The sequence below is a fragment of the Deinococcus marmoris DSM 12784 genome (genome assembly GCF_000701405.1).
In the GTDB taxonomy this organism is placed as follows: Bacteria; Deinococcota; Deinococci; order Deinococcales; family Deinococcaceae; genus Deinococcus; species Deinococcus marmoris.
Genome location: NZ_JNIV01000023.1, coordinates 1 through 23,307, shown reverse-complemented (window position 1 = coordinate 23,307; position 23,307 = coordinate 1). Strand labels below are relative to the sequence as shown.

Sequence of the window (23,307 nt, the reverse complement as noted above, 5' to 3'; positions counted from 1 at the left end):
GTTATGAAACCCAACGCGCGCTCCTCCGCCCCGCGCCGTGTCACTTCCGGCAGCCTCCAGTCTGGCCGTCCTCTGCTGGCCCACGCGGGCCGTGCGCTGATGCTGGGCAGCGCCCTGCTGCTGAGCGGCACCGGGGCGCAGGCGGTATCCTCTCCGGCGCAACTGGTCTTCAACCGGGTCAACCGCCTGATCGAGACCAATTACGGTGGACTGTCCACCGTGGACCGGGTGGCGCTGACCGCCGAGTACCAGAAACGGCTGGACGCCGTGTGCAGTTCCTCGCCTGCCGACTGCGCCGAGAGCAAGGCGTATCCGGTGATTCAGGCCGAGGTCACGGCGCTGGGCGACGAACATACCTTCTTCCAGACGCCCGAGGATTTCAAGGAGTTCACGGCCACCGTCAGCGGAGGCAACCGCCTGCAATTTGGCGTCAAGATGGCCCGGCTGGACGGCGAGAACCGCGTGGTCACCGAGGTGGTACCCGGCAGCGCCGCCGAGCAGGGCGGCCTGATGCGCGGCGATCTGCTGCTGAGCATCGACGGTGCGCCCTACACCTTCGATGGCCTCAGGACGGCCAAAGAGGGCGGCAAGCCCACCACTCTGGGCCTGACCCGCCGGGGCGTGGGCCTGACGCTCACGCTGACTGCCCGCGAGAGCAGCACGCGTGATCTGCCGCGCATCGCTTACGTCCCCGCCAGCACGCCAGCGGGCGCAGCAAACACCACCACGGCGGGCGAGGTGGCCGTGCTGCGGATTCCCACCTTCCTGTCCGGCGGGGGCGTGGCGCAGGCGGTGCATGATCTGGTGGGACAGGCGCAAAAACGCGGGGTCTCCGGCGTGATCGTGGACCTGCGCGGCAACGGCGGCGGCAGCCTGTACGAGTGCGACAGCGGCGTCAGCGCCTTCGTGCCCAGCGTGACCCGCGTGGCCCGCAGCGTGGAAGGCAACCGCCGCACGCTGGTCAGCCGGGGAACCATTCTGGACGACGGGCGCGTCGCCTCCAGCGTGCAGAATCCGCAACTGTGGACCGGGCCGCTGGCCGTGCTGGTGGACGGCGGCAGCGCCTCGTGCAGCGAGTTCTTCGCCTATGAAGTCCAGTACGCCGCGCGCGGCCCGGTCATCGGCGAGACCACCGCCGGGGTGGGCAACACCGCCACGCGCAACTTCGCGGTAGGAGACGGCGCGCTGCAACTGACCATCCTGAATTACGCCAAGCCCGACGGCACGCCGTATCCCACCCGCATCACCCCCGATCAGACCTTCGCCCAGGGAGAGGAACAGATTCGCGCCCTGACCCAGGGCAAGGACGATCTGCTCGACGACGGCCTGAGGGCGCTGGCCAAGGCCCCGGTGCTGACGCTGGACCCCGTGCGTGACCGGCCCTGAGTACGGGCTGCGGACGTCGTTGAAACAGGAAAAGCACCCGCCTCAACACGGGTGCTTTTCTGTTGTCGAAATGCTCTGAAACTGGACCCTACATGTCCATGCGCGTCTTCAGGAAGTTGGTCATGACCGCGCCGCGCTTATAAAACGGGTTGTCCATGATCTTGATGTACAGCGGGATGGTGGTTTTCGGCCCCTGGATCACGGTTTCTTCCAGGGCGCGTTTCATGCGGGCAATCGCCTCGGCGCGGTTGTCGTGATGCACGATCAGCTTGCCGATCAGGCTGTCGTAGTGCGGCGGAATGACGTAGCCGGTGTAGACGTGGCTGTCCACGCGCACGCCGGGGCCACCTGCGAAATGCACGTCGTCGATCCGGCCCGCCGCCGGGCGGAAATCCTTGTCGGGGTCCTCTGCGTTCAGGCGGCACTCGATGGCGTGTCCGCGCAGCACCACGTCCTCCTGCTTGAGGTTCAGGCCGTGGCCGCTGGCGATTTCCAGTTGCATGCGGACCAGATCCAGGCCGCTGATCATCTCGGAGACGCAGTGTTCCACCTGAATGCGGGTGTTCATCTCCATGAAGTAGTAGTTGCCGTCGCGGTCCACGATGAATTCCAGCGTGCCCGCCCCGGCGTAGTTGACGTGCTGCGCCAGACGCACGCCCGCCGCCAGAATCTCCTGCCGCAGACTGTCGGGCAGGGTGCTAGGCGCTTCCTCGATCAGCTTCTGGTTGCGCCGCTGGATGCTGCAATCGCGCTCCCCGATGTGGATGACGTGGCCGGTGCCGTCGCCCATGACCTGCACTTCCACATGCCGGAATTCTTCCAGAAACTTTTCCATGATCAGGTCGGGATCGCTGAAATACAGCCGCGCTTCCTCCTGTGCCTGCGCAAAGCCCTTTTTCAGCTCGTCCTGCGTGCGGATGATCTTCTGGCCGCGTCCGCCGCCGCCCGCGCTGGCCTTGAGCAGCACCGGATACCCGATCTGCTTGGCGGCCAGCACAGCCGCGTCCAGATCAGGCAGAATCCCGGTTCCGGGCACCACGGGCACGTTGGAGTTGGCGGCGATTTCACGCCCGCCCGCCTTACTGCCCAGCGCCCGCATACTTTCCGGGGTGGGGCCGATGAAGACCAGTCCGTGTTCGCGGCACATCTCGGCGAAATCGGGGTTCTCGGCCATGAAACCGTAGCCGGGGTGAATGCCCTCCGCACCGGTCATGAGGGCCGCCTGGAGGATGTTGGGGATGTTCAGGTAAGAGGCGTTGCTGGCGGGCGGTCCCACGCACACCGACTCATCGGCCAGCAGCACGGGCAGGCTCTTCTCGTCGGCGGTGGAGTACACCACCACGGTCTTGACGCCCAGTTCACGGGCCGTGCGAATGATCCGCAGGGCGATCTCGCCCCGGTTGGCAATCAAAATTTTCTTAAACATGACGCCGCCTCACTCGATCAGGAACAGGGTCTGGCCGTATTCCACCGGCTCGGCGTTCTTGACCAGAATCTCGCGCACCACGCCGCCCATTTCGGCCTCGATCTCGTTCATCAGCTTCATGGCCTCGATGATGCACAGGATCTGTCCCGCCGTCACGGTGTCGCCCACCTTGACGTAGGGCGCGGCGTCCGGGCTGCTGCTGGCGTAGAAGGTGCCGACGATGGGCGCTTTGACTGGCGCGCCGCTGGCGGCAGCCGGGGCCGCAGGCGCGCTGGCAGCGGGCGCAGCCGGAGCGGCCTCTGAAGCTGGGGCAGAGACCGGGGCCGGAGGGGTGGGCGCACTGTCAAAAGCGGCCTCAAAGGCGGGCTGGGGCGCGGCGGGGGCGCTGGGCGCGGCGTTGCCCCCAGCCTGCGGGCCACGCTTGAGGTCCAGCGAAAAGCTGCCGGTCTGGAGGCTGAATTCGCGGACATCGGCGGCTTTGAGGGCATCGAGCATCTGTTTCAGGTCGTCTGGGTTCATGGCCCCTCCTTATGATCGTGACAATCGGGTCTGCTGAGATGGGTTGCGCCTGTTCATCATGACGGGTCAGGCGTGGGGAGTCTTCCCCCGTCCCTAACGCCCGTTTGGCTGCCTGCCGAGTTTAGCGGCTTCCGCAGATGGATGGTCGAAGTTTGAAACTCGGTCCAGTTCCGCGCTGTTCAATTCAGTTCAATCCCTCGGCCTCGCGCACGATGTCCAGCACCCGCTCGCGCACAGCGCGTTCCTCGCGCAGGTAGCGTTCGGCGCTCATCTGCACGCCGATGGCCGCCACCAGCGCGCCCGCGTAGTGGTAGGGCACGCCCAGGGTGCATTGCCCCGGAATCCATTCCTCGATGCTGTAGGCGTAGCCCAGACGCTGAACACGCCCCACCTCGGTATGCCACTCATCCAGCGTGGTGATGCTGCTCTGGGTGCAGGTGGAAAACGTTCTGGGTGTGATATCGGCGTGCGCGTACAGGATCTTGCCGCTGGCAGTGGAGGTGGCGGGTAGATAGATATCCAGCGGCAGATCGATGTCGGCATCCGGGTGGCGTTCGCGGATCGCTGCCACCACTTCCTCGCCCTCCAGGATGCACAGAAAGGCCACGCAGCGCACCTCCAGCGCCAGCCGGGTGATCAATGAGCGGGCGTCGGGAAACCACGGCAACGAGGCCGTGAGCTGCGCGCCCATCTCGGCCAGATGCCAGGACAGTCGGTATTTTCCGGCGGGGGTCCGGCGCAGAAAGCCTGCTCCGGTCAGCCCTGCCAGATAGGCGTGGGCGGTGGCCCGTGGAATGCCCAGATGCGCGGCCAGTGCGCGCACACCCCACTCGGGCTGCTCGGCACTGAAGGCCGACAGGATGTTCGCCGCTTTTTGAAGGGACAGCACCCGTCCAGCTTACGCGGACGAGGAGGAGAATGTAAGTGTGTGTGTGGCTTCATTGTGGCTTGAGGAAGAGAGGGGCTTGTTGACCCAGTCGTGGGGTGGCTGCCAGCGGTTTGACCCCTCCCCCCCTCCGGGGACCTCCCCCTAGAAGGGAGGCGGGGTATTTCTCAACCTACACGACCTTCTGCGCTCCCTGGCTCCCTTTTAAGGGGAGCTGGCGGCGAAGCCGACTGAGGGGTTTCCTTTCAACTCAGCCGAAAGCGAAGGCCCACAGCCGCTCTGGAAGCTGTTGCCGTTGCCATTCGCGTTCTGCATCTTCAGCCGCAGCCGCAGCCCGCGCATATCTGGCCGCGTGTGGCGCGTGGGTGGCGACATGCGCGGTGGCGGCGGCATGTCCGGCAGCACGGGCGGCGGCGATGGCAGCGGGGTCAGAAGCTTCGCGGGCTGCCGCATGGCAGGCAAACGCGGCAGCCCGCGCCTCCACCATTCTCAGATCACCACGCGCCCAGGCCCGCGCCGCCTCAACGGCTTTCCGGGGACGGTCATCGTCAGGACGGTGGGCCTCAAAGCAGGCCAACACATGCGCGGCGCAGTCAGCAGCCCAGAGGGCCAGCAGGCGGTGATCCCCCTGGTCCGGCTTTACGACTCCACACCCAGATAAGTCAGGATCAGCGCCGCCGTGTCGCGCAGGGCGTCGGTGTGCATCCGCTCGTAGGCGTGGCTGGCATCCACGCCGGGGCCGATGAGGGCCACCGGGTAATCGCCCCCTGCCCGCCACGCCGCCGAACCGTCCGAGCCGTAAAAAGGGTACATGTCCACCCGCAGGTCCAGGTCTGCCCGCACCGCCGCCGCCCGCAGGCGGTTGCCCAGCGCGTGATCGTAGGGACCGCTGCTGTCGGCCACGCATAGGGTGACGCAGTGTTCGTTGCTGGTCTGGCCCTCGCCCACTGCCGCCATATCCACCGCGATCAACTCGTCGGTGTGGGGCGGAATGCCCGTGGCCGCGCCGTGGCCGACTTCCTCGTAGGTGGTGACATGAAAGGCCACCGTTTTTGCGGGCGGAGTGTTGATCAATTCCTTCGTGACGGCCAGGAAAATCGCCACCGCCGCCTTGTTGTCCAGATGGCGCGATTTGATGTATCCGGCGGCGGTCACGCGGGGCCGCGCGTCATAGCTGACGAAATCGCCCACGCCTATGCCCAGCGTGCGGGTCTCGGCGGCACTGGCGGTCTGCTCGTCCAGCCGGACTTCCATCACGGACGCCTCGCGCTTGAGGTCACGCAGGGCCGCGCCGTGGACGTGGGTACTCTGGCGGATGTTGACCACGGTGCCGGTGACCACGCGTCCGCTCTGGGTATGCACGCGCACGTCCTCGCCCTCCACAGTGGCCCAGTCGTAGCCGCCCAGCATGGACAGCCGCAGCCGCCCGTTGGTTTTAATGCCCTTGACCATCGCCCCCAGCGTGTCGGTGTGGCCGCTGAAGGTGACGTGGCCCTCACTGCTGCCAGGAACTTCCCAGGTCAGTGCGCCTTTACGGGTGCGCGTGGGCGTGATGCCCAGCGCCGCCACCTCCTTTTCAATCAGCGCAACGGCGGCTTCCGTAAATCCGGTGGGGCTGGGGGTGTCCAGCAGGCGCACGAGGACATCCAGCGTGTAGTCCAGATCAAAGGCAGGGTTCATGGCCCCCAATATGGCGGATCAGCGTCTCTGTCTCCAGCCCAGAGACTCCAGTACGGAGGACGCGGCACCTTCGGTTTTGGCGCGCGGTGATACGCTCAGGGGCGATATGGATTCCTATGATGTGTTGGTCATTGGCGGCGGCCCGGCGGGGTACGTGGCCGCCATTCGCGCCGCCCAGTTGGGCTTCAAGACCGCCTGCGTGGACGATTTTACGCGGGACGGCAAGCCCAGTCTGGGCGGCACCTGCCTGAACGTGGGCTGCATTCCCAGCAAGGCGCTACTGGATTCCTCCGAGAAGTTTGAGATGATCGCGCACGACGTGGCCGATCACGGCATCACGGTGGGCGGTCTGAAGATGGACCTGGGCAAGATGCTGTCGCGCAAGACGGGCGTGGTGGACAAGCTGACCGGGGGCATCGCCTACCTGTTCAAGAAGAACAAGATCACCTCCATCTCGGGCCTGGGCAAGCTGGTCCGCGCCGACGGCGACGAGTGGATCGTGGACGCCGCCGGAACCGAGGTCAAGGCCAAAAACGTGATCGTGGCGACGGGCAGCAGCCCCCGCGAACTGCCGCTGGCCCCGTTTGGTGGACATGTGGTGGAGAACAGCGGCGCGCTGACCTTCAGCGAGGTTCCTCAGAAACTGGGCGTGATCGGCGCGGGCGTCATTGGCGTGGAGCTGGGCAGCGTGTGGCGTCGCCTGGGCGCGGAGGTCACCATTCTGGAAGCCCTCCCTGGTTTCCTGCTGGCCGCCGACGACGCGATTGCCAAGGAATCCCTGAAGCAGTTCAAGAAGCAGGGGCTGGACTTCCACTTCAGCGTCAATATCACCAGAGTGGAGCAGACCGACGCGGGCGTCAGCGTGACCTACACCGAGAAAGACAAGGAAGTCACGGCGCAGTTCGACAAGTTGATCGTGTCCATTGGGCGCGTTCCGCACACCTCGGGCATGGGCGCGGACGCCGTGGGGCTGGGGCTGGACGAGCGCGGCTATGTCAAGGTGGACAGCCACTACCGCACCAATCTGAAGGGCATTTACGCCATCGGTGACGTGATCGGCGGCGCGATGCTGGCGCACAAGGCCGAGGAAGAGGGCGTGGCGCTGGCCGAGCAACTGGCGGGGCAGGCCGGACACGTCAATTACGACGTGATTCCCTGGGTGATCTACACCTCGCCCGAAATCGCCTGGGCGGGCCTGACTGAGAAAGCCGCGAAAGAAGCGGGCCACAACGTCAAGACCGGGCAGTTCCCCTTCAGCGCCAACGGACGCGCGCTGGGTCACGGCGATCCGCGCGGATTTGTCAAAGTGGTGGCCGACGCCGACACCGACAAGCTGCTGGGCGTGCATATGGTTGGCCCCAACGTGTCCGAACTGATTGGTGAGACGGTGGCGATCATGGAATTCGGCGGCTCCTCCGAGGACCTGGCTCGCACCATCCACGCGCATCCCACCCTCAGCGAAGTGGTCAAGGAAGCGGCGCTGGCGGCAGGCGGACGCGCGCTGCATATGTAAAGCGTGGCAATACCAGAAGAGGGGCAGACCAGATCACGGTCTGTCCCTCTTTTATGATGTGGGCATGACCCACACCCTCTCCTCTCCCCTGCCGCTGGAATCCAAACTGGTTGAACGTGTCTGGGGCGGCACCCGGCTGATCCCGGAAGGCGGCGACACCAGCAAACCCATTGGCGAGGCGTGGGTCATCGGCGAGGACAACCACGTTTCGGGTGGCCCTTATGCCGGGCAGACGCTGGCCGCCCTGTCAAAACAGTTTCCACAGGAGCTGCTGGGCAGCCGCGCTTCCGGCATCCGCTTTCCGCTGCTGATCAAGCTGCTGGACTGCGCCGACTGGCTGAGCGTGCAGGTCCACCCGGACGACGCGCAGGCCCGCATGCTGGAAGGCGAGGGCCACTTGGGCAAGACCGAGGCGTGGCAGGTGCTGGACGCCGACGCGGGCGCACAGATCATTGCCGGAATCAAGCCAGACACGGCCCAGGACAAGTTGAGCGAGGCGATTCTGGCCGGGAAGGTCATGGATCATGTGGCGTACACGCCCGTTCAGACCGGGGACACCTTCATGATTCCCGCCGGGACCGTTCACGCGCTGGGGCCAGGGGTCTTCCTGTACGAGGTCCAGCAGACCAGTGACCTGACCTACCGCATCCACGACTGGGACCGCCCCGCCGCCGCTGGCCGCACCCTGCACCTCGAAAAAAGCGCCGAGGTTTCGCGGCCCTGGCCCGCACCTGCCTCTCCCCTGCCCCCCGCCCGGGACGCCGTTCAGGAGCTGACCCGCTGCGATTACTTCGTGCTGGAACGCCTGAGCAGCGCAGGCAGCACGCTGGCGGACGACACTGCTGGGCAGACCTTTCACGTCCTGACCGTCACGGTGGGTGAGGCAACGGTAGAGGCAGGCGGGGAAACCACGCGACTGGGCCAGTTTGAGTCCCTGCTGCTGCCCGCCGCCGTGGGTGGGTATCAGCTCTCCGGCGACTTTCAGATGCTGAGGTCCAGCCTGCCGGAGTAACGCGCAGGGCTAAAGCAGCCACCAGACCCAATGAGGAGGGACGTGATGGAGACCATGAAAGTTTTTGCACGACTCGCGGCAGACAGCGGCGAGGTCAGCATGGTGGACGCGCCAGTTCCACAGATCGGCGGTGATGAGGTGCTGGTGCGGGTGGGGGCCTTCGGCGTCGGCCTTCATGACCGCTCCTTCATCCCACGGGGCGTGGCCTTCCCCTACACCATCGGCACGGAAGGCGCGGGGACGGTGGTGGAGACGGGCGATCAGGTGGCCGGGGTTTCAGTCGGTGACCGGGTCATCTTCACCACCAGCCTGCAACCGCAGGGCGGCGCGTGGGCGGAATATGCCGCCGCGAACCAGCACACCCTGATCCCCCTGCCAGACGGTCTGACCTTTGCCCAGGGCGCGGCGGTTCCCATTGCGGGCAAAGCGGCGCTGGAGAGCCTGAACGCGCTGGGGCTGCAAGGCGGCGATTCCCTGTTTATTGCCGGAGCTTCAGGGGCGATTGGCAGTCTGGTGATTCAACTGGCGGCGGCCCAGGGCATTCGCGTGGCTGGCTCGGCCTCTGCGGGCAATCACGCGCATATGCGGGCGCTGGGGCTGGAACACGCCGCCGATTATCAGCAGGCCGACTGGCCGGAGGGGGTGCGCGTCTGGGCCGGGGGCGGGGTCAGCGCCGCGCTGGCGATTCAGCCCGGAACGGGAATGGCCAGCCAGTCGGTGGTCAGGGACGGCGGCAGACTCATCACGGTTTCGGGAGACAGTGCCCAGATCCGCCCGGAGCGGGGAATCACCGTGCAGCAGATCAGCCACAGCCACGCCACGCAGATCAAGGTTGCCGGACTGGTGGCGGAAATAGCGAAGGGGCAGGTTCAACTGATCATTGAAAACGAGTACCCGTTTGCAGAGGCGCTGGACGCCCTGAAAAAGACCGAGACCCGCCATGCACGGGGGAAATCCGTGGTGGTGCTGGGGTAGCTGGACGGGACACAGTGACGCACCCGCCCTACCTGCTCTTCCACCAGCCGTCGGCCCCCAGCAGCAGCCAGTCCACACTCTTGGACCCCTTGATCTGCCGGTTCGCCGGGCTAAAGACCTGGGTGTAGGTGGGACCGCTGCGGCTGCCTCCGCCCTCCGGTTTCAGGGTCAGCACGTACGAGGCCGCGTCGTAACTCCAGGTGCCGCCCGTCGCCTTGCTGCCCCCCGAACCCGCCGTGATGCCGGGGCCGGTCAGCGAGGTAAAGCTCTGGCCCCTGTCCTCGTAACGCCCGTTCGGCAGCAGTTCAAGGTCCTTGCTGCCGCTGGAATTGACCGCCGTATCGCCTGTCCCGGACGTTCTGGCGTACTTGGTGCTGAAGATGCCGGTCACGTCTCTGGCCGTCAGCGCGGGGATTTCGTAATACGCCTGACTGCCCACGTCAATGCGGGTCTGGCCGCCGCTGAGCTTCGTGACGGTGTACACGGTGGTTTTGCCGCCCGGCGTGGTCACCTGAAAGTTGCCACCGACGCTTTTCCAGCGGGCGGGCAATTCCCCCCGTCCGTCCGCCTTCAGGTCCGGGGCGCGGTAATTCGCGCGGGAATCTTCCAGAAAGACGCCACCGGGCAAAAAGGCCAGTTGTCCCGAGTCGTTGAACGCCTGAAGCTGCATCCCACTGGGCGTGTAGACGTTTCTCATGGTGGATCTGGACCAGGTGTACAGCCTGACCTTCTCGCCGCGTGCGTACCCGTTGGTGATGGCCTGGGCCGCCTGGGTAAACGCCTGCGCGCGGGCCGTCAGGTCTTTCCTGATGGCCGCCGGGTCCAGCTTGACGGAATCGAGCAGGTCCTGCATCCCCTGAGGACTGCCTTCCACCTGCCTGCGGCTCAGGCCGTACAGCTCCAGCGGCAGGGTCACGCCACCCTGTTCCAGCAGCAGCAAGGTGGAATAGTCCGGGCTGCGGTCGTCTGGCCTGTCTCCCCGTTCCAGCATGAAGAAATACGCCGTGACGGCTCCGTCCCTGACCGATTCGGCCTTGAAGGCGTCCTTAACCACCCTGACCGTCTCGCCCTCGCTGCCCTGCATCCAGGCCATCAACGTTTTGAGGGTCTGCGGGCCGCTGCCGATCACGGCCTCATGCACACGCAGCAGCGGGAAGCCGTTTTTCTTGCCCTCGTAGACCACACACCTGCTGGGGCACCTGCCGGAGCGGTCCGAAACCTTCAGGTCGGCGGGGTCTTTCCAGCTCACCCCCGCGAATCTGGGCGTGGCTGCCCCCGCCCAGACGGGCAGCGTCAGCGCGGCAAGCAGAAGGGTGCGGGTGAGGCGTCGGTTCAGGGTTGGCATGGGTCTGTCCTCCTGAGGTTACGCGGGGTGGGAGGCGGGGTTTCCAGAAAGGCGCGGTTGACCTCCCTTTGTAACGGCTCTGAGAATGAGAACACCACTGCTGGCCTCAAGTGCCGCTGACAGTGGTGTTCCAGGAACGGGACGCTTCAGCCGGGCTGATGCCCCGGATCGTGGTCATACACGCGCCGGGTGGCCTCGTCCAGAATGGCGCGCAGGTCCGATTCGCTCTGGGCCTCCACGTACACGCGGACCACGGGTTCGGTGCCGGAAGCCCGGAACATGGCCGAGGCTCCGCCCGCCAGCGTCAGCTTCACGCCGTCGCGGGTGTTGATGCCCTCCACGGCATGGCCCGCCACCTCCTTAAAGTTCTGGGCAGCGGTCAGCAGCGCGGCTTTATCGAACTGATTGCTCAGGTGCAGGTCCGCGCGGTCATAGTGGTGCCGGAAGTCCACCTCGGCCTCGATGTCGGCAAACAGTTCGGACAGACTTTTGCCACTGGCCGCCATCGCCTCGATCATCAGCAGGCTGTTCAGCAGGCCGTCGCGCTCCGGGATGTGCCCGCGCGAGGACAGCCCGCCGGATTCCTCGCCGCCGATCAGCACGGCCCTGCTCTCGTCGTCCTGCCCCTCCAGGAAGGCATCGGTGATGTACTTGAAACCCACCGGGGTTTCCAGCACCTCCAGCCCCAGCTTGCGGGCCAGCAACTCGATCACGCGGCTGCCCGACACGGTTTTGACCACACGCCCGCGCAGACCGCGCACACGGTACAGGTGAGCGGTCAGCACGGCGAAGATCTGGTGGCTGTTGAAGAACTGCCCGCCCGCTGTGACCGCGCCCACCCGGTCCGCATCGCCGTCGGTCACGACGCCCAGCGTCTGCCCGGATTCCCCCGCCAGCAGGGCCATCAGCTCGCCCAGACTCTGCGGAACGGGTTCGGGGTTGACACCGTGGAACAGCGGATCGGGGCGTCCGTGTAGTTCCGTCAGACCAAGCTGCAAGCCCGCGTGTTCGGCGTAGCCGGTCAGCCAGCCGCAGGCCGCGCCGCCCATCGGATCGTGAATGACGCGGCCCCGGTAGGAGCGCAGCACCTCCAGATCGAGCTGCCGGTCCAGTTGCCCGTAGTACGCCTGCCGGATATCGAGGGGGCGCACCGTGCCGCGCGGCCCGCTGTAGGCTTCGGGTGCGTCCAGGGCAGCCTCCACCTGGGCCACCAGGGCCGGGGTGGCGCTGCCGCCGTAATGCCCCTTGAGCTTGTAGCCGCTGTAGGCGGGCGGGTTGTGGCTGGCCGTGACCATCACGCCCCCTGCCGCGCCGTGGTGGACGACGGCGAAGGACAGGGCCGGGGTGGGCAGATACTCGGTGGCCAGCCACACGTCCAGCCCCTGCCCGGCCATCGTCTCGGCCACCACGCGGGCAAAACCAGCACCCTGGAAACGGGTGTCGAAGCCCACCACCACCGCGCCTCCGCCCCCCTGCCGGAGGACCTGGGCGTGGGCCTGAGCGACACGGCGCACGTTGTCGTAGGTAAATTCGTCCGCGATGATGTCGCGCCAGCCGTCCGTTCCGAATTTGATGGGCATGCAGGGTTCTCCGGCCCATAGCGTAGCAAGAAGCGCCTGACAGGACTCCAGCAGGGGGCGGGCAAAAACGCGGGCTGAGACGGACTCCGGTGGAAAGGTGCTTGGAACACCTGGAAATCCGAACGGGCGTCCACGCGTCCCCTCTGCGGGCTGTACGGGTCATTGGCGCTGTTCTGGACAGGACCGGTGGGCAGGAGAACGGCATCCCTGCGGGCCTGGAGTGCAGGCACCCTGCGCTGTTCCGATTTCTGCCGCGCTACCGACGGGGTCCAGATGAGCAAATCAGGTTTGACTTTATGCCCCGAAATCCCTAGCCTCACAGCAGCTTCGACAATTCAACCCGGCTCCGATCTCGCCCTTCCCCTTTTTCAACTTCAGGAGGCTCCTATGCGGCGTTCCCTCTTTCTTTCCCTGGCTCTGCTGGGGACATCGGCAGGCGCGGTCACGCTGGTCTACGGCGCGGGCGGCGAACCCGTCTCGCTGGATTCCGGCACCATCACCGACGGCAACTCGGCCACCCCACAGATGATGGTCTACGACGGTCTGGTGCGTTTCAAGAACGGAACCAGCGACATCTCGCCCAGTCTGGCGCTCCGGTGGACCTCCAATGCCAGCGCCACGGAATGGACGTTCTACCTGCGGCCCGGCGTCAAGTTCACCGACGGCACGCCGTTCAACGCGGACGCCGTGGTGTACAACGTCAACCGCTGGTGGGACCCCGCTGCTCCCGGCGGCGCAAAGGAACAGAGCAAGACCTTTACCTCCTGGCAGTTCATCTTCGGCGGCTTCAAGGGCGATCCCGGAACCATCCTCAAAAGCGTCCGCGCCGACGGCCAGAACAAGGTCATTTTCACCATGACGCGCGGCTACGCGCAGCTTCCCGAAACGATGGCTACCAGTTTCTTTGGCATTGCCAGCCCGGCAGCCATCAAGAAAGCCGGGGCCAGATACGGCACGCCCGCCGGACTGCCCGTGGGAACCGGGCCGTTCATCATGCAGGACTGGAAGACCGGGGACCGCATCAATCTGATCCCCAACAAGGCGTACTGGGGCAACAAGGCCAAATACGACGCGCTGGTGCTGCGTTTCCTTAAAGACCCCAGCGCCCGCCTGAACGAACTCAAGGCCGGAACGATTGACTTCACCACGGACCTGAATCCGGAACAACTGGGGGCGGTCAAGGCCGACAAGAACCTGTCGGCGGTGCTGGTGCCGTCCTTTAACGTGGGGATGCTCAGCCTGAACCTGGGCAACAAGTACCTCAAGAACGACAAGGTGCGGCAGGCCATTTCTATGGCGATCAACAAGAAGGCCATCGTGGAAGCTTTCTGGGGCGACCTGGGCGTCACCGACGCCAGCTTCGTGCCCCCGGCGCTGAAGTGGGCCAACAGCCCCAGCGTCCCCGCCGATTACAAGTTTGACCCCGCTGCGGCCAAGAAGCTCCTCGCGGACGCGGGCTACCCCAACGGGTTCAGTCTGGACCTGTGGTACATGCCCGTCAGCCGCCCGTACTTCCCCACCCCCAAACCGATTGCCGAGGCGATGGCCGCCGATCTGGCCGCCATCGGGATCAAGGCCACCCTGAAGACCGAGGACTGGGCCAAGTACCTGGATGACCGCAACAAGTCCCCCGGCTTCGACATGTACATGATCGGCTGGACCGGGCCGTACGCCAGTCCGTACAACTTCTACAACACCTACTACGGCGAGGAAGCCACGAAAGACAGCAATTACGGCAGCCAGAAAATCTTTGACCAGATGCGTATTGCCGCCGCTGCCACCACCCGCGCGGCGCAGGCCAAAGCGTACGCCCAGATCCACCAGATCACCTACGACGCCAATGTGCGCTTGCCCATCGTGCATTCGCGCCCGCTGGCGGCCATCCGCACCTATGTCAAGGGCTGGCAGCCGGGGCCGTCCAGCCTGCTGCCGTTTGAAGACATCACCATTGACGGCAAGAAGTAAGGTTCACGCCGTCTGAAGTCCTGTGGGGTGGCGTGGAAAAGCTTTCGCGTCACCCCCCTCTCTTTCAACACCCACGAGGTTTCCCATGACCCAGAGCATCCGTCAGCCCGCCCAGGCCAGCATCGAGGATTACGCGTTGCAGCAGCAGGTGATCCAGTGGCGGCGCTACCTGCACGAGAACCCGGAACTGTCGTTTCACGAGAACGAGACCGCCGATTTCGTGGAAGGTCAGCTTCAGAAACTCCCTAACCTGACGGTCACGCGGCCCACGCCCACCAGCGTGCTGGCCACCCTGAAGGGCGGGGCCGGGCCGGGGCGCACCGTCCTGCTGCGCGCCGACATGGACGCGCTGCCCATCACCGAGGAAACCGGACTGCCCTTTGCCAGCAAGCGGGGGGGCGTCATGCACGCCTGCGGTCACGACGCGCACACGGCGATGCTGCTCGGGGCGGCCAAGGTGCTGTCGGCCCAGCCGGAGAAGCTCTGCGGCGAGGTGCGTTTCATCTTCCAGCACGCCGAGGAACATTTTCCGGGCGGCGCGCAGCAGATCGTGGACAGCGGCGCGCTGGCCGGGGTGGACGTGGTGATGGGCGAACACGTCATGAGTCCCATTCCTGCGGGCGTGATCATGTTGCGCGAGGGGCCGCTGATGGCCTCGCCGGACGGCTTCGACATCGTGATCCAGGGCAAGGGCGGTCACGGCGCGCAGCCGCACCAGACAGTGGACCCGGTGGTGATCGCCGCGCAGATCGTGCTGGCCTTCCAGAGCGTGATCTCGCGCCAGCTCGATCCGATTGTGCCCGCCGTCCTGAGCGTCACCCAGATTCACTCCGGCACCGCGCACAACATCATTCCCGACACCGCCACCCTGAACGGCACCGTGCGGACCTTTGACCCCGAACTGCGAAAGCTGATGCCGCAGCGCATGGAAAAGATCGTGCAGGGCATCACCGAGGCGTTCGGGGCCACCTACACCTTCAGCTACCAGAACGGCTACCGCGCCACCGTCAACGACGCGGCCACCACCGCGATTCTGCGCGAGGTGGCGCAGGAAACGTTTGGTGACACAGTCACGGTCATCGAGGGCCAGCCGCTGATGGGCAGCGAGGATTTCAGCGCCTACATGACGGTGGCCCCCGGAACCTTCGTGCTGATCGGTGCGGGCGGCCCGGAGTACGCCCCTCACCATCACCCCAAATTTGACATCGACGAACGCGCTCTGGACCACGGCACCCGGATGTATATCGGGGCGGCCCAGCGGCTGACGCAGCCGGTCTAAACGTCAGGGATACTGGACGGGGCGCGTAATTCTTCATTGCGCTCCGTCTCTTCTATTCAATTCCGCTGGGTCTCTTTCGGCATCACTTTCTTCTCGGCGTCCCGTCCCCGCGCCACGTCCCGTACTCCTCGCCGCCCAAACGCGTGCACCAGATCGCGCTCCGAGAGACGCAACGTGGTGGGGCGTCCGTGGGGGCAGGCCCAGGGGTGTTCGCAGTCGGCCAGGGCAGCCAGCACCAGCGCGCCGCGTCCGTGGTCCAGCATCCCCGCCTTGAGGGCAGGCGCGCAGGCCAGATTCGCCAGCACGTCACGGCGCGGATCGGGACCACCCCCCAGCGCGCCCTCCACGATCTGCTCGTGCAATCTGGGAATGTGCAGGGCGGCCAGCGCGGCGGGCAGGGTCCGCAGCCGCGCCAGACCCGCGCCGAAGTCCTCGATTTCCAGGCCCCAGCCCCGCAATTCGGCGGCGCGCTCATTCAGGGCGGCCCGTTGCTGGGCACTCAGGTGCAGCAGCTCCGGCTCGGGCAGCTCCACGGGCGGGGCGGTCAGGAGTTCGCGCGTGAGCCGCTCGTACAGCGCGCGTTCGTGGGCGGCGTGGGCATCCACCACCCACAGGTCACCCTCGCCCTGGGCCAGCAGGTACAGCTCCTGGTAGATGCCCACCAGCGTCAGTTCGGGGAAAGAGCCGTTGCGGGGCGACTCGGAGGGTTCGGGCGGGGCGATCAGGGCAGGCGCGGCGCGGGCCAGCGGGTGCTGTGCCAGGGCTGCCGCTACCGCTTCCCGCACCCGCGCGGCCACGCCGCCCAGATCGGCCAGGGCCACCACCTGCTTGGCCGGGTGGACATTGGGGTTATGGTCCCCCGGCGCAACCGTGATATCCAGCACGCAAAGCGGCGCGGCCCCGGCGGGCAGCAACTCGGCGTACCCGTCTATCACCGCCTTTTCCAGCTCCGGCGGCGCGAGGATGGGCCGCCCGTTGACGCTGAAATGCATCCGGTCCCTTCTGGCGCGCGTCAATTCCGGGCGCGAGACGACGCCCAGCACACCCACCCCGTCTCCAGCCGATTCCACCTTCAGGACCCGGTTGGCATTCAGCGGGCCGTACACGCTCGCCACCGCGCCCCGGTGATCGGCGGGGGCGTGGGTCAGTTTGGGATCGCCGTCCACGCTCAAGCGCCAGTGCAGGCCCGGATGATGCAGCACGTAACGGCCCACCAGCGCGGTCACCTCGCGCACCTCGGCGGCGGGGGTGGCCTGGGTCCGCAGGCGGGCGGGCAGACGGGAAAAGAGGCCGCGCACCGTGACCGTGGTGCCTGCCGGGGCGGCGGCGCGGCCCACGCGCACGTCCTCGCCCTGCGCCCAGACCTCGGACGCGCCTACCTGACCCGCCGGGCGAGTGATCAGGTGCAGCTCTCCGGCCTGCGCCGCCGCCCACAGCGCCTCGCCCCGGAAGCCCAGGGTGGTCACGCGCTCCACAGCCCCGGCCACGGGTTCCAGTTTGCTGGTGGCGTGGCGCACGGCGGCCAGTTCCACGCTGCCTGCGCCGATGCCGCCCCCGTTGTCGCGCACACGCACCAGGGACAGGCCGCCGCCCTCCAGCTCAATCTCAATGCGGCTGGCCCCGGCGTCCAGCGCGTTGTCCACCAGTTCGCGCACCACGTCCAGCGGGCGCGACACCACCTCGCCCGCCGCAATCAGCCGGGCGACTTCGGGGGGCAGCACGCGAATCATACGGGCAAGCGTAGCGCACCGCTGGGAGGGCCATTGCGGCGCATTTCGCGCTTGAGGGGTTGCTCCCCTTCGTACCTCAGTCGTGCTGCGAAACCGAAGCCGCCAGCCGTGTGAGCGCGTCGGTCAGGATCAGCACGGCGCGGTCATATTCGGCCAGATTCAGCCGTTCGTCCGGGGTGTGGTCCAGCGCGCTGTCGCCGGGGCCATAGGCCAGCGTGGGCACCGGCCAGTGGGCGGCCACCACGTTCATGTCGCTGGTGCCCGTCTTGATCTTGAAGACGGGGGTGCCGCCGTGGGCGCGAATGGCGACGCGCATGGCTCGCGTGAGAAGGTTGTCCTTGGGGTGACGCACAGCGGTTTCATGGCCGACAAAGCTCACGGAAACGCTGGGAAGATCGCCCAGCAGCTCCAGAATCTGTGCCTGCGCCTCCTGCGGCGAGAGGCGCGGCGGCAGGCGCAGGCCAAAGGTGGACTCGGCGCGCTGGGTCAGGCCGTCGCCCGTGGCCCCGATACCCTGGATGGTGGCCTGCACGGAATCGAAGATGCCCTTACCCTCTGCGCCCGCTGCGGCCCAGGCGCGCACCCGGAACCACGCCTCGGTCAGATCGTCGGCGGCGCTGCTGCCCTCACCTGCCGTGTGGAAGTTGTCCTTCTCGGCGCGGACCTGCGCCACCAGACGGCCCTTGTAGCCCAGGGTCAGCCCTTCCCAGCCGCTGGGTTCGCCGATCAATACGGCGTCCGGGTGCAGCACTTCCCGGATGTGCCGCGCGCCCCGGCTGCTGGGGGCCTCTTCCTCGGTTGCGCCGATCACCACGAAACGGACGTGATCCAGGGCCTGCGGAGGCAGCGCCGCCACCGCCGCCATGAAGGTGCAGAGCGGACCCTTGGCGTCCACGCTGCCGCGCCCATGCAGCACACCGTCGCTGTCCACGCCCACTGGAATGTCGCCCGGCACGGTATCCATGTGGCCCAGCAGCGCCACGGTGTAGGGACCGTTGCCGCGCGCTCCCACGGCGTTGCCCGCCCCGTCCACCTGGGCCGCGAAGCCGCGCGCTTCCATCCAGTCGCGCAGAAATTCGGCCACCTCGCCCTCGTGCCCGGACAGGGAAGGGATGGAGACGGCCCCGATCAGCAGTTCGCGGGCGGCCCGCTGGGCGTCGGTGTGGGGTCCGGTGCTGTGGGTTTCAGCCGTCATGCCCGCCGTCATGGGCAGTGGTCCGCACTGGGCCGGGCACGCGGGCCAGCAGCGCCAGCAAGGCCGACAGCTCGCCCAGCGCCAGCAGCGCGATAGCGCCCACGCCGCCCGACAGCAGGGTCCAGATTCCGGCCAGCGCCTGATCGCCCGTGAACTGGAAGAAGGCCAGCGCCAGCGCGCCCACGAACAGCACCGCGCCCAGCAGTTTCAGCCGCCCGGCCAGGGTCTCGACCGTTTCGGCCTGCCGGGCCAGCGCCGTGGCCGCCGCCACCTTCGAGAGTGCCGTGACGGGCGGCGTACTGGGCATGGGATCCGGGACAGCCTGGAGTTCAGGCTCTGAACTGTCCGGGGCGCTGTTGCCGGGAACCGCCACGGCGCTGCGCGGGGTGGGGCGGCTGGGCAGCTCGATTCTGGGGGCCGCCTGGTCTGCCGGGAGGTCAGAGAGGGGCGCTGCGGTCTGGCCCTTGCGGAGTTCGGGTTGAGCTGTGTTGGGTTGAGCTGTGTTGGATTGAGCTGTGTTGGATTTAGCTGTGTTGGATTTAGTGGTGTCGGACCTGGCAGGACCGGGTTGGGTGCTGTCGGGCTTGACGGCCTCGGCTTTTGCCGCCGCGACCACTGCGCCCAGCCCCGGCTTGCTGACATTCGGCGAGAAGCTCGACGACGAGATGACCACCGGGTTCTCGGCGCTGCCCCCGGCCTTCCTGGACTCGGGAGGTGCGGCTGCGGGGGGCTTTGCACCCGTCACGGGCTGGGCAGTCAGGTTGGACCCGGCGGTCTCTGGAACCCTGTCCTGCTCAGGCCCCGGACCGCTGACGCTGGGCGCTGGATTGGGCGACGCCGTTTCAGCGGTCCGGGGTGTCGCCTCTGGGGTGCTGGCCGGCTCGGGCATCCCGGCCACTTCAGGGACCGCCACCTCGGGCGTGGCGTGTGACCGGTTGTCCTCCGACTGGGCGGTCTGGTTCTTGCCCTCCCCGTTCGCGATTGTGGGCACCACTGCGGGTGCCGCTGCGGGCGCGGACCCGAAGGTCTTGGCCCCGCCGGGGGTCGGCGTGGGCGAATCCGGCAGGTCCTTGGCGCGGGCGGTGGCGCTACGAACACCCTTGAAAAAGGTCTGGACCTGGGCCACGTCGAAGCCCAGCAGGCTGGCGGTCAGGGCGGTTCCGGCGGGGGTTTCCACCCGCAGCAGCCCGGCCTGATCGCTGTGAATCCGGGTCAGGTCGCGCAGGGTCACGCGCCGCGTGCCGCCGCCGTCCTGATAGACCAGCATGTCGCCCGTCAGGACGAACAGCGCGTCCTCCCGCTCCAGCGACATCAGGGACACGGAATTGATTCCACTTGTTTTCAGGGCCGTCTGGGCGCGTTCACTGGGGGCACTCTGGGTCATGTTCTCTCCTCGGGAATGGGGGGCGGTGGGTCCGGGCTGAACCGCCCTGTCTTGCGGGTTCTCGGCTGCGTTCTTGACGCCCAGCATACCGATTTGGCGTGCCCGCCGTGGACCGTTGTCCTGAACAACTCGCGGTCCGGCGGACCCGTGGTGCGGCGCAGCAGGCGGCGGGACTGACAGCGGAACAGAGGACGGAACAGAGGACGGAACAGGGGCCGCGTGAAGAAGAGGCCACCCCCCACCTCACCCGCCCTGGCGGCCCGGCCAACACACTGGGCACATGACCGATTCCTCTGACCGCTACGGCAGCAAACCCCTGGGCAGGAGCGCCGAGGAAATCGAGAGTGAAGCGGGCAACCGGGTCAACTCCCCGGTGCCGGGAGAGCAGATTCGCCACGACGAGGAAACGGTGGCGGTGGTTCCCGCCGTCTCCAACAGCAACACCAGCACCACCCCTGGCGTGATTGCGCCGGACGCCCTGCTGACCGACACCCTGCTGACCGACAGCGTGGTGGCCGGGGAGCGCCGTGGCCCCGACGCTGGGCAGAGCAGCAAAAACAGCGAGAGCTGAACGGGACCGCCATTCAGCAGGAAAACCAGCATAAGAAAAGGTGCAGGCCCGCTTCACCCGGACCCTGCCGGCATCGCCCAGACTGCGGACATGACGGATAACCGATACGGCGACAAACCGCTGGGCAAGAGCGTCGAGGAAGTCGAGAGCGAGGCAGGCAACCGTACCAACTCCTCGCTGCCGGGCGAGGCCAGACGGGATCTGGCAGACGAGGCGGACTTTATCCCCGTCGTCGTGAGCGGCGGCACAGGTGGCTCGGCTGGCTTTCCCGCCGTGGTCAACCCCGACGCCCTGATCGAGAAGGGCAGCGGCCCGGTAGACCCCACCAACGAAACCCGCGTGGGCGATGCCGGAGAAGGCGGCCTCAGCCAGAATGACGGGGTCAACACCCCCATGCCGGACCGGGACCGGGGCACCAGCGAGAGCTGAGCGCTGTGCGCCAAACTGGAGACCCATCAGGTCAGCTCGCGGGGGCGGTAGGTCACCGCTTCGGCCAGATGGGTCTCGCGCACGTCCGACTCACCCGACAGGTCCGCTACCGTGCGGGCCACGCGCAGCACGCGGTCAAAGCCGCGCCCGGTCAGGCCCAGTTGCCGCGCCGCCGCGCGCACGAAGTTCTCGGGTCCAGGGGCCAATGGAACGTGTTTTCTGAGTGCCTGCCCGGCCAGATCGGCGTTGCGGACGCCCTGGCGCTCCACCATCCGGCTACGTGCCGCCGTGATCCGCGTGCGAACTGGCGCAGATGCTTCCGGCTCCGGCGCACGCGTCAGCTCATCTACCGTCAAACGAGGAACACGGCAGACGATGTCCAGACGGTCCAGCAGCGGCCCGCTGATTCTGGCCGCGTAACGCGTCCGCTCGGAGGCCGTGCAGGCGCACCCCTTTTCCGGGTCACCGAGATGCCCACAGGGACACGGATTCATGGCGGCAATCAGTTGGAAGCGCGCCGGATACTCCACCGTGGCCCGCGCCCGGCTGATCGTGACCGTGCCGTCTTCCAGCGGCTGGCGCAGGGTTTCCAGTGCCTTGCGGCTGAATTCAGGGAACTCGTCTAAAAATAAGATGCCCCGGTGGGCCAGACTGACCTCTCCGGGCCGGGGAATGCTGCCCCCGCCGATCAATCCTGCGTCCGAGACGGTGTGATGGGGCGAACGGTACGGCGCACCCAGGCTCAGGCCACCGCGCAGATTCAGAATGCCCGCCGCCGAGTGGATGCGCGTGACCTCCAGCGCCTCGGCGCGGGTCAGCGGCGGCAGCAGCCCCGGTGCGCGGCGGGCCAGCATGGTCTTGCCACTGCCCGGAGAGCCGACGAGCAGCAGGTTGTGCCCCCCGGCCAGCGAGACTTCCAGCGCCCGCCGCGCCGCCGCCTGTCCCTTCAAGTCGGCCAGATCGAGGTGCAGGCCGCTGTCGTCTTCCGCCTCCGGAGCAGGCGTGACCGGGAGTTCGGTGCGTCCGCTCAGGTGGGCCACCGCCTCCAGCAGGGTGCGTGCGCCATAGACGGTCAGGCCGTCGATGAGGGCCGCCTCTCGCGCATTGCCTTCGGGGAGCAGGGCGGGCAGACTCAGCGACGAGGCCAGCAGCGCCAGATTAACGGCCCCGGCGATAGGACGCAGGCTGCCGTCCAGCGCCAGTTCTCCCGCACAGAGCAGGCCGTCCAGCGCCCGCGCGGGCAGCAGGTCCTGGGCCGCCAGCACGCCCAGCGCGATAGGGAGGTCATACAGCGGTCCCTCTTTGCGCAGGTCCGCCGGGGCCAGATTGACCGTGATCCGCGCCGCCGGAAACGGCAGCCCCGCGTTGCGAATTGCCGCCCGCACCCGCTCACGCGCTTCACTGACCGCCTGATCGGGCAGGCCGACCACGGTAAACGCGGGCAGACCGGGCGACACGTCCACCTCGACTTCCACGGCGACGGCGTCCACACCGATCAGGGCCACGCTGCGGGCGCGGGCCAGCATCAGGGCTGACCGCCAGAAAAGGGAGAAAACGACACGGCGGTCAGCGTAGCAGAAATGACCGGCGGCCCAGCAAAAAAAGCCGCCCCTGGGGACGGCGAATTCTGGAGAGGGGCAGGTTCAGCCCTGGACGGTTTCTTTCTCTTTCTCCAGATTGACTGCTTCGGTCACAGGTTCGGCGGCCACGGGTTCGACCACGACATCGGCGGCGGGCGCGGTAGCCTGGGCCTGCGGGGTCACGGCGGCGGCGCTCACGGGCTGCGCCGATACAGCCTGGGCCGGAACAGAGGCGTGAATGGTCTGAATCGGGGCCGCCTGCGCGCCCTTATCGTTCAGACCGACATCCAGCTCGTCCTTGAGGCTCTGGGTACTCTTGCGAAATTCGCGCAGTCCCGCGCCCAGGCTCTTGCCCAGCTCAGGGAGTTTGCGGGGGCCGAAGACCACCAGGGCCACCAGTAAAATCACGATCAGTTCTGCGGGGCCGATGTTGGGCATGGGAAGTCTCCTTGTGGGCGCGTGGATTCGGAGCGGCGTCTTGGCCCGCAGTCTAGCCCCGGAGGTGAACGGGGGGTTAGACCCGGAAGCACAGTCTGAATCTGATGAAGCCTTAGTTCGACTTTGTCCATTTTGGGAATCAAGCTGCGTAACACAACGCGTCTGACATGCGCTCAAAAACCTGTCGCGGGACTTTTACGATGTCCCGGCATGACCGGGACATCGTAAAAGTCGGTAGACGCCACAACGCCCGCCTGACTGTCGCCAGGGCATCTGAGAACGTCGGCAGGGTTTTGCTATACCAGGCGCAAGTCCTGATTTCCACATCACCCTGCGACCAGAGACGCTGGGCAAGCAGCGTCACGATAGAGAACAGCCCCAAAAGAAGTGGCGTGGTTCTGGCAATGGTGAGGG

General features: G+C 66.7%; 20 protein-coding genes and 1 pseudogene. 8 read left to right on the top strand and 13 right to left on the bottom strand.

Annotation, left to right across the window (positions count from 1 at the left end):
* Window positions 1-3: 3 nt before the first annotated feature.
* A complete protein-coding gene (locus Q319_RS0107355) occupies window positions 4-1,386 on the top strand; it encodes a S41 family peptidase (protein WP_081845932.1) in 1,383 nt (460 codons plus the stop codon).
* Between the two features lie 88 nt (window positions 1,387-1,474).
* Here Q319_RS0107355 and accC read toward each other — a convergent pair whose 3' ends face one another.
* The 5 genes from accC to Q319_RS0107330 form a co-directional block, all read right to left on the bottom strand.
* Window positions 1,475-2,812 (bottom strand): acetyl-CoA carboxylase biotin carboxylase subunit, encoded by a 1,338-nt coding sequence (accC, locus tag Q319_RS0107350; RefSeq protein WP_029481493.1) that lies wholly within the window; start codon window positions 2,810-2,812, stop codon window positions 1,475-1,477.
* A 9-nt stretch (window positions 2,813-2,821) separates the two neighbouring features.
* Window positions 2,822-3,331 carry an acetyl-CoA carboxylase biotin carboxyl carrier protein gene (accB, locus tag Q319_RS0107345; RefSeq protein ID WP_029481492.1) on the bottom strand — a complete coding sequence of 170 codons (510 nt, stop codon included), beginning with the start codon at window positions 3,329-3,331 and terminating at the stop codon, window positions 2,822-2,824.
* A gap of 184 nt (window positions 3,332-3,515) precedes the next feature.
* Complete coding sequence (locus tag Q319_RS0107340; protein ID WP_029481491.1) at window positions 3,516-4,220, bottom strand: IclR family transcriptional regulator; 705 nt, start codon at window positions 4,218-4,220, stop codon at window positions 3,516-3,518.
* A gap of 247 nt (window positions 4,221-4,467) precedes the next feature.
* Window positions 4,468-4,797: a putative immunity protein gene (locus tag Q319_RS29095; RefSeq protein ID WP_425387982.1), complete on the bottom strand. Its 330-nt coding sequence runs from the start codon at window positions 4,795-4,797 to the stop codon at window positions 4,468-4,470.
* A 59-nt stretch (window positions 4,798-4,856) separates the two neighbouring features.
* Window positions 4,857-5,897, bottom strand: a complete 1,041-nt coding sequence (locus tag Q319_RS0107330) for a M42 family metallopeptidase (RefSeq protein WP_029481489.1) — start codon at window positions 5,895-5,897, stop codon at window positions 4,857-4,859.
* Window positions 5,898-6,003: 106 nt separating this feature from the next.
* On the opposite strand from Q319_RS0107330, the gene lpdA reads away from it, so the two are divergent.
* The 3 genes from lpdA to Q319_RS0107315 all read left to right on the top strand — a co-directional run bounded on the left by lpdA (window position 6,004) and on the right by Q319_RS0107315 (window position 9,397).
* Window positions 6,004-7,410 carry a dihydrolipoyl dehydrogenase gene (lpdA, locus tag Q319_RS0107325; RefSeq protein WP_029481487.1) on the top strand — a complete coding sequence of 469 codons (1,407 nt, stop codon included), beginning with the start codon at window positions 6,004-6,006 and terminating at the stop codon, window positions 7,408-7,410.
* Window positions 7,411-7,474: 64 nt separating this feature from the next.
* Window positions 7,475-8,422 carry a type I phosphomannose isomerase catalytic subunit gene (locus tag Q319_RS0107320; RefSeq protein ID WP_029481486.1) on the top strand — a complete coding sequence of 316 codons (948 nt, stop codon included), beginning with the start codon at window positions 7,475-7,477 and terminating at the stop codon, window positions 8,420-8,422.
* A 54-nt stretch (window positions 8,423-8,476) separates the two neighbouring features.
* Window positions 8,477-9,397, top strand: a complete 921-nt coding sequence (locus tag Q319_RS0107315) for an NADP-dependent oxidoreductase (RefSeq protein WP_211252337.1) — start codon at window positions 8,477-8,479, stop codon at window positions 9,395-9,397.
* A gap of 28 nt (window positions 9,398-9,425) precedes the next feature.
* Here Q319_RS0107315 and Q319_RS0107310 read toward each other — a convergent pair whose 3' ends face one another.
* Both Q319_RS0107310 and Q319_RS0107305 read right to left on the bottom strand, forming a co-directional pair.
* On the bottom strand, window positions 9,426-10,742 hold the full coding sequence (locus tag Q319_RS0107310; protein WP_029481484.1) for a hypothetical protein: 1,317 nt from the start codon (window positions 10,740-10,742) through the stop codon (window positions 9,426-9,428).
* A gap of 146 nt (window positions 10,743-10,888) precedes the next feature.
* Entirely contained in the window at window positions 10,889-12,322 is a 1,434-nt protein-coding gene (locus tag Q319_RS0107305; RefSeq protein ID WP_029481483.1) for a phosphoglucomutase/phosphomannomutase family protein, read from the bottom strand.
* Window positions 12,323-12,709: 387 nt separating this feature from the next.
* Between Q319_RS0107305 and Q319_RS0107300 the strand changes: the two genes are divergently transcribed.
* Window positions 12,710-14,287, top strand: a complete 1,578-nt coding sequence (locus tag Q319_RS0107300) for an ABC transporter substrate-binding protein (RefSeq protein WP_029481482.1) — start codon at window positions 12,710-12,712, stop codon at window positions 14,285-14,287.
* Window positions 14,288-14,372: 85 nt separating this feature from the next.
* Window positions 14,373-15,566 (top strand): M20 family metallopeptidase, encoded by a 1,194-nt coding sequence (locus Q319_RS0107295; protein WP_029481481.1) that lies wholly within the window; start codon window positions 14,373-14,375, stop codon window positions 15,564-15,566.
* 56 nt (window positions 15,567-15,622) lie between these two features.
* Here Q319_RS0107295 and mutL read toward each other — a convergent pair whose 3' ends face one another.
* From mutL to Q319_RS0107280, 3 genes are all read right to left on the bottom strand, one after another.
* Window positions 15,623-17,296 carry a DNA mismatch repair endonuclease MutL gene (gene mutL, locus Q319_RS0107290; RefSeq protein WP_029481480.1) on the bottom strand — a complete coding sequence of 558 codons (1,674 nt, stop codon included), beginning with the start codon at window positions 17,294-17,296 and terminating at the stop codon, window positions 15,623-15,625.
* Window positions 17,297-17,372: 76 nt separating this feature from the next.
* Window positions 17,373-18,491, bottom strand: a complete 1,119-nt coding sequence (locus tag Q319_RS0107285; protein ID WP_034414216.1) for a [LysW]-lysine hydrolase — start codon at window positions 18,489-18,491, stop codon at window positions 17,373-17,375.
* Window positions 18,481-19,875 (bottom strand): hypothetical protein, encoded by a 1,395-nt coding sequence (locus tag Q319_RS0107280; protein WP_156039217.1) that lies wholly within the window; start codon window positions 19,873-19,875, stop codon window positions 18,481-18,483. The genes Q319_RS0107285 and Q319_RS0107280 overlap by 11 nt, the downstream gene beginning before the upstream one ends.
* Window positions 19,876-20,155: 280 nt before the next feature.
* Here Q319_RS0107280 and Q319_RS0107275 point away from each other — a divergent pair, with 280 nt between their 5' ends.
* Complete coding sequence (locus tag Q319_RS0107275) at window positions 20,156-20,446, top strand: hypothetical protein (RefSeq protein ID WP_029481477.1); 291 nt, start codon at window positions 20,156-20,158, stop codon at window positions 20,444-20,446.
* Between the two features lie 90 nt (window positions 20,447-20,536).
* On the top strand, window positions 20,537-20,875 hold the full coding sequence (locus tag Q319_RS0107270; RefSeq protein WP_156039216.1) for a hypothetical protein: 339 nt from the start codon (window positions 20,537-20,539) through the stop codon (window positions 20,873-20,875).
* Window positions 20,876-20,901: 26 nt separating this feature from the next.
* Here Q319_RS0107270 and Q319_RS0107265 read toward each other — a convergent pair whose 3' ends face one another.
* The 3 genes and pseudogenes from Q319_RS0107265 to Q319_RS28195 form a co-directional block, all read right to left on the bottom strand.
* On the bottom strand, window positions 20,902-22,401 hold the full coding sequence (locus Q319_RS0107265; RefSeq protein WP_029481475.1) for a YifB family Mg chelatase-like AAA ATPase: 1,500 nt from the start codon (window positions 22,399-22,401) through the stop codon (window positions 20,902-20,904).
* Between the two features lie 117 nt (window positions 22,402-22,518).
* Window positions 22,519-22,893, bottom strand: coding sequence for a twin-arginine translocase TatA/TatE family subunit (locus Q319_RS28965; protein WP_051655188.1), 375 nt, complete (start codon window positions 22,891-22,893; stop codon window positions 22,519-22,521).
* 139 nt (window positions 22,894-23,032) lie between these two features.
* Window positions 23,033-23,307, bottom strand: a pseudogene (locus tag Q319_RS28195) (IS701 family transposase); the annotation flags it as partial.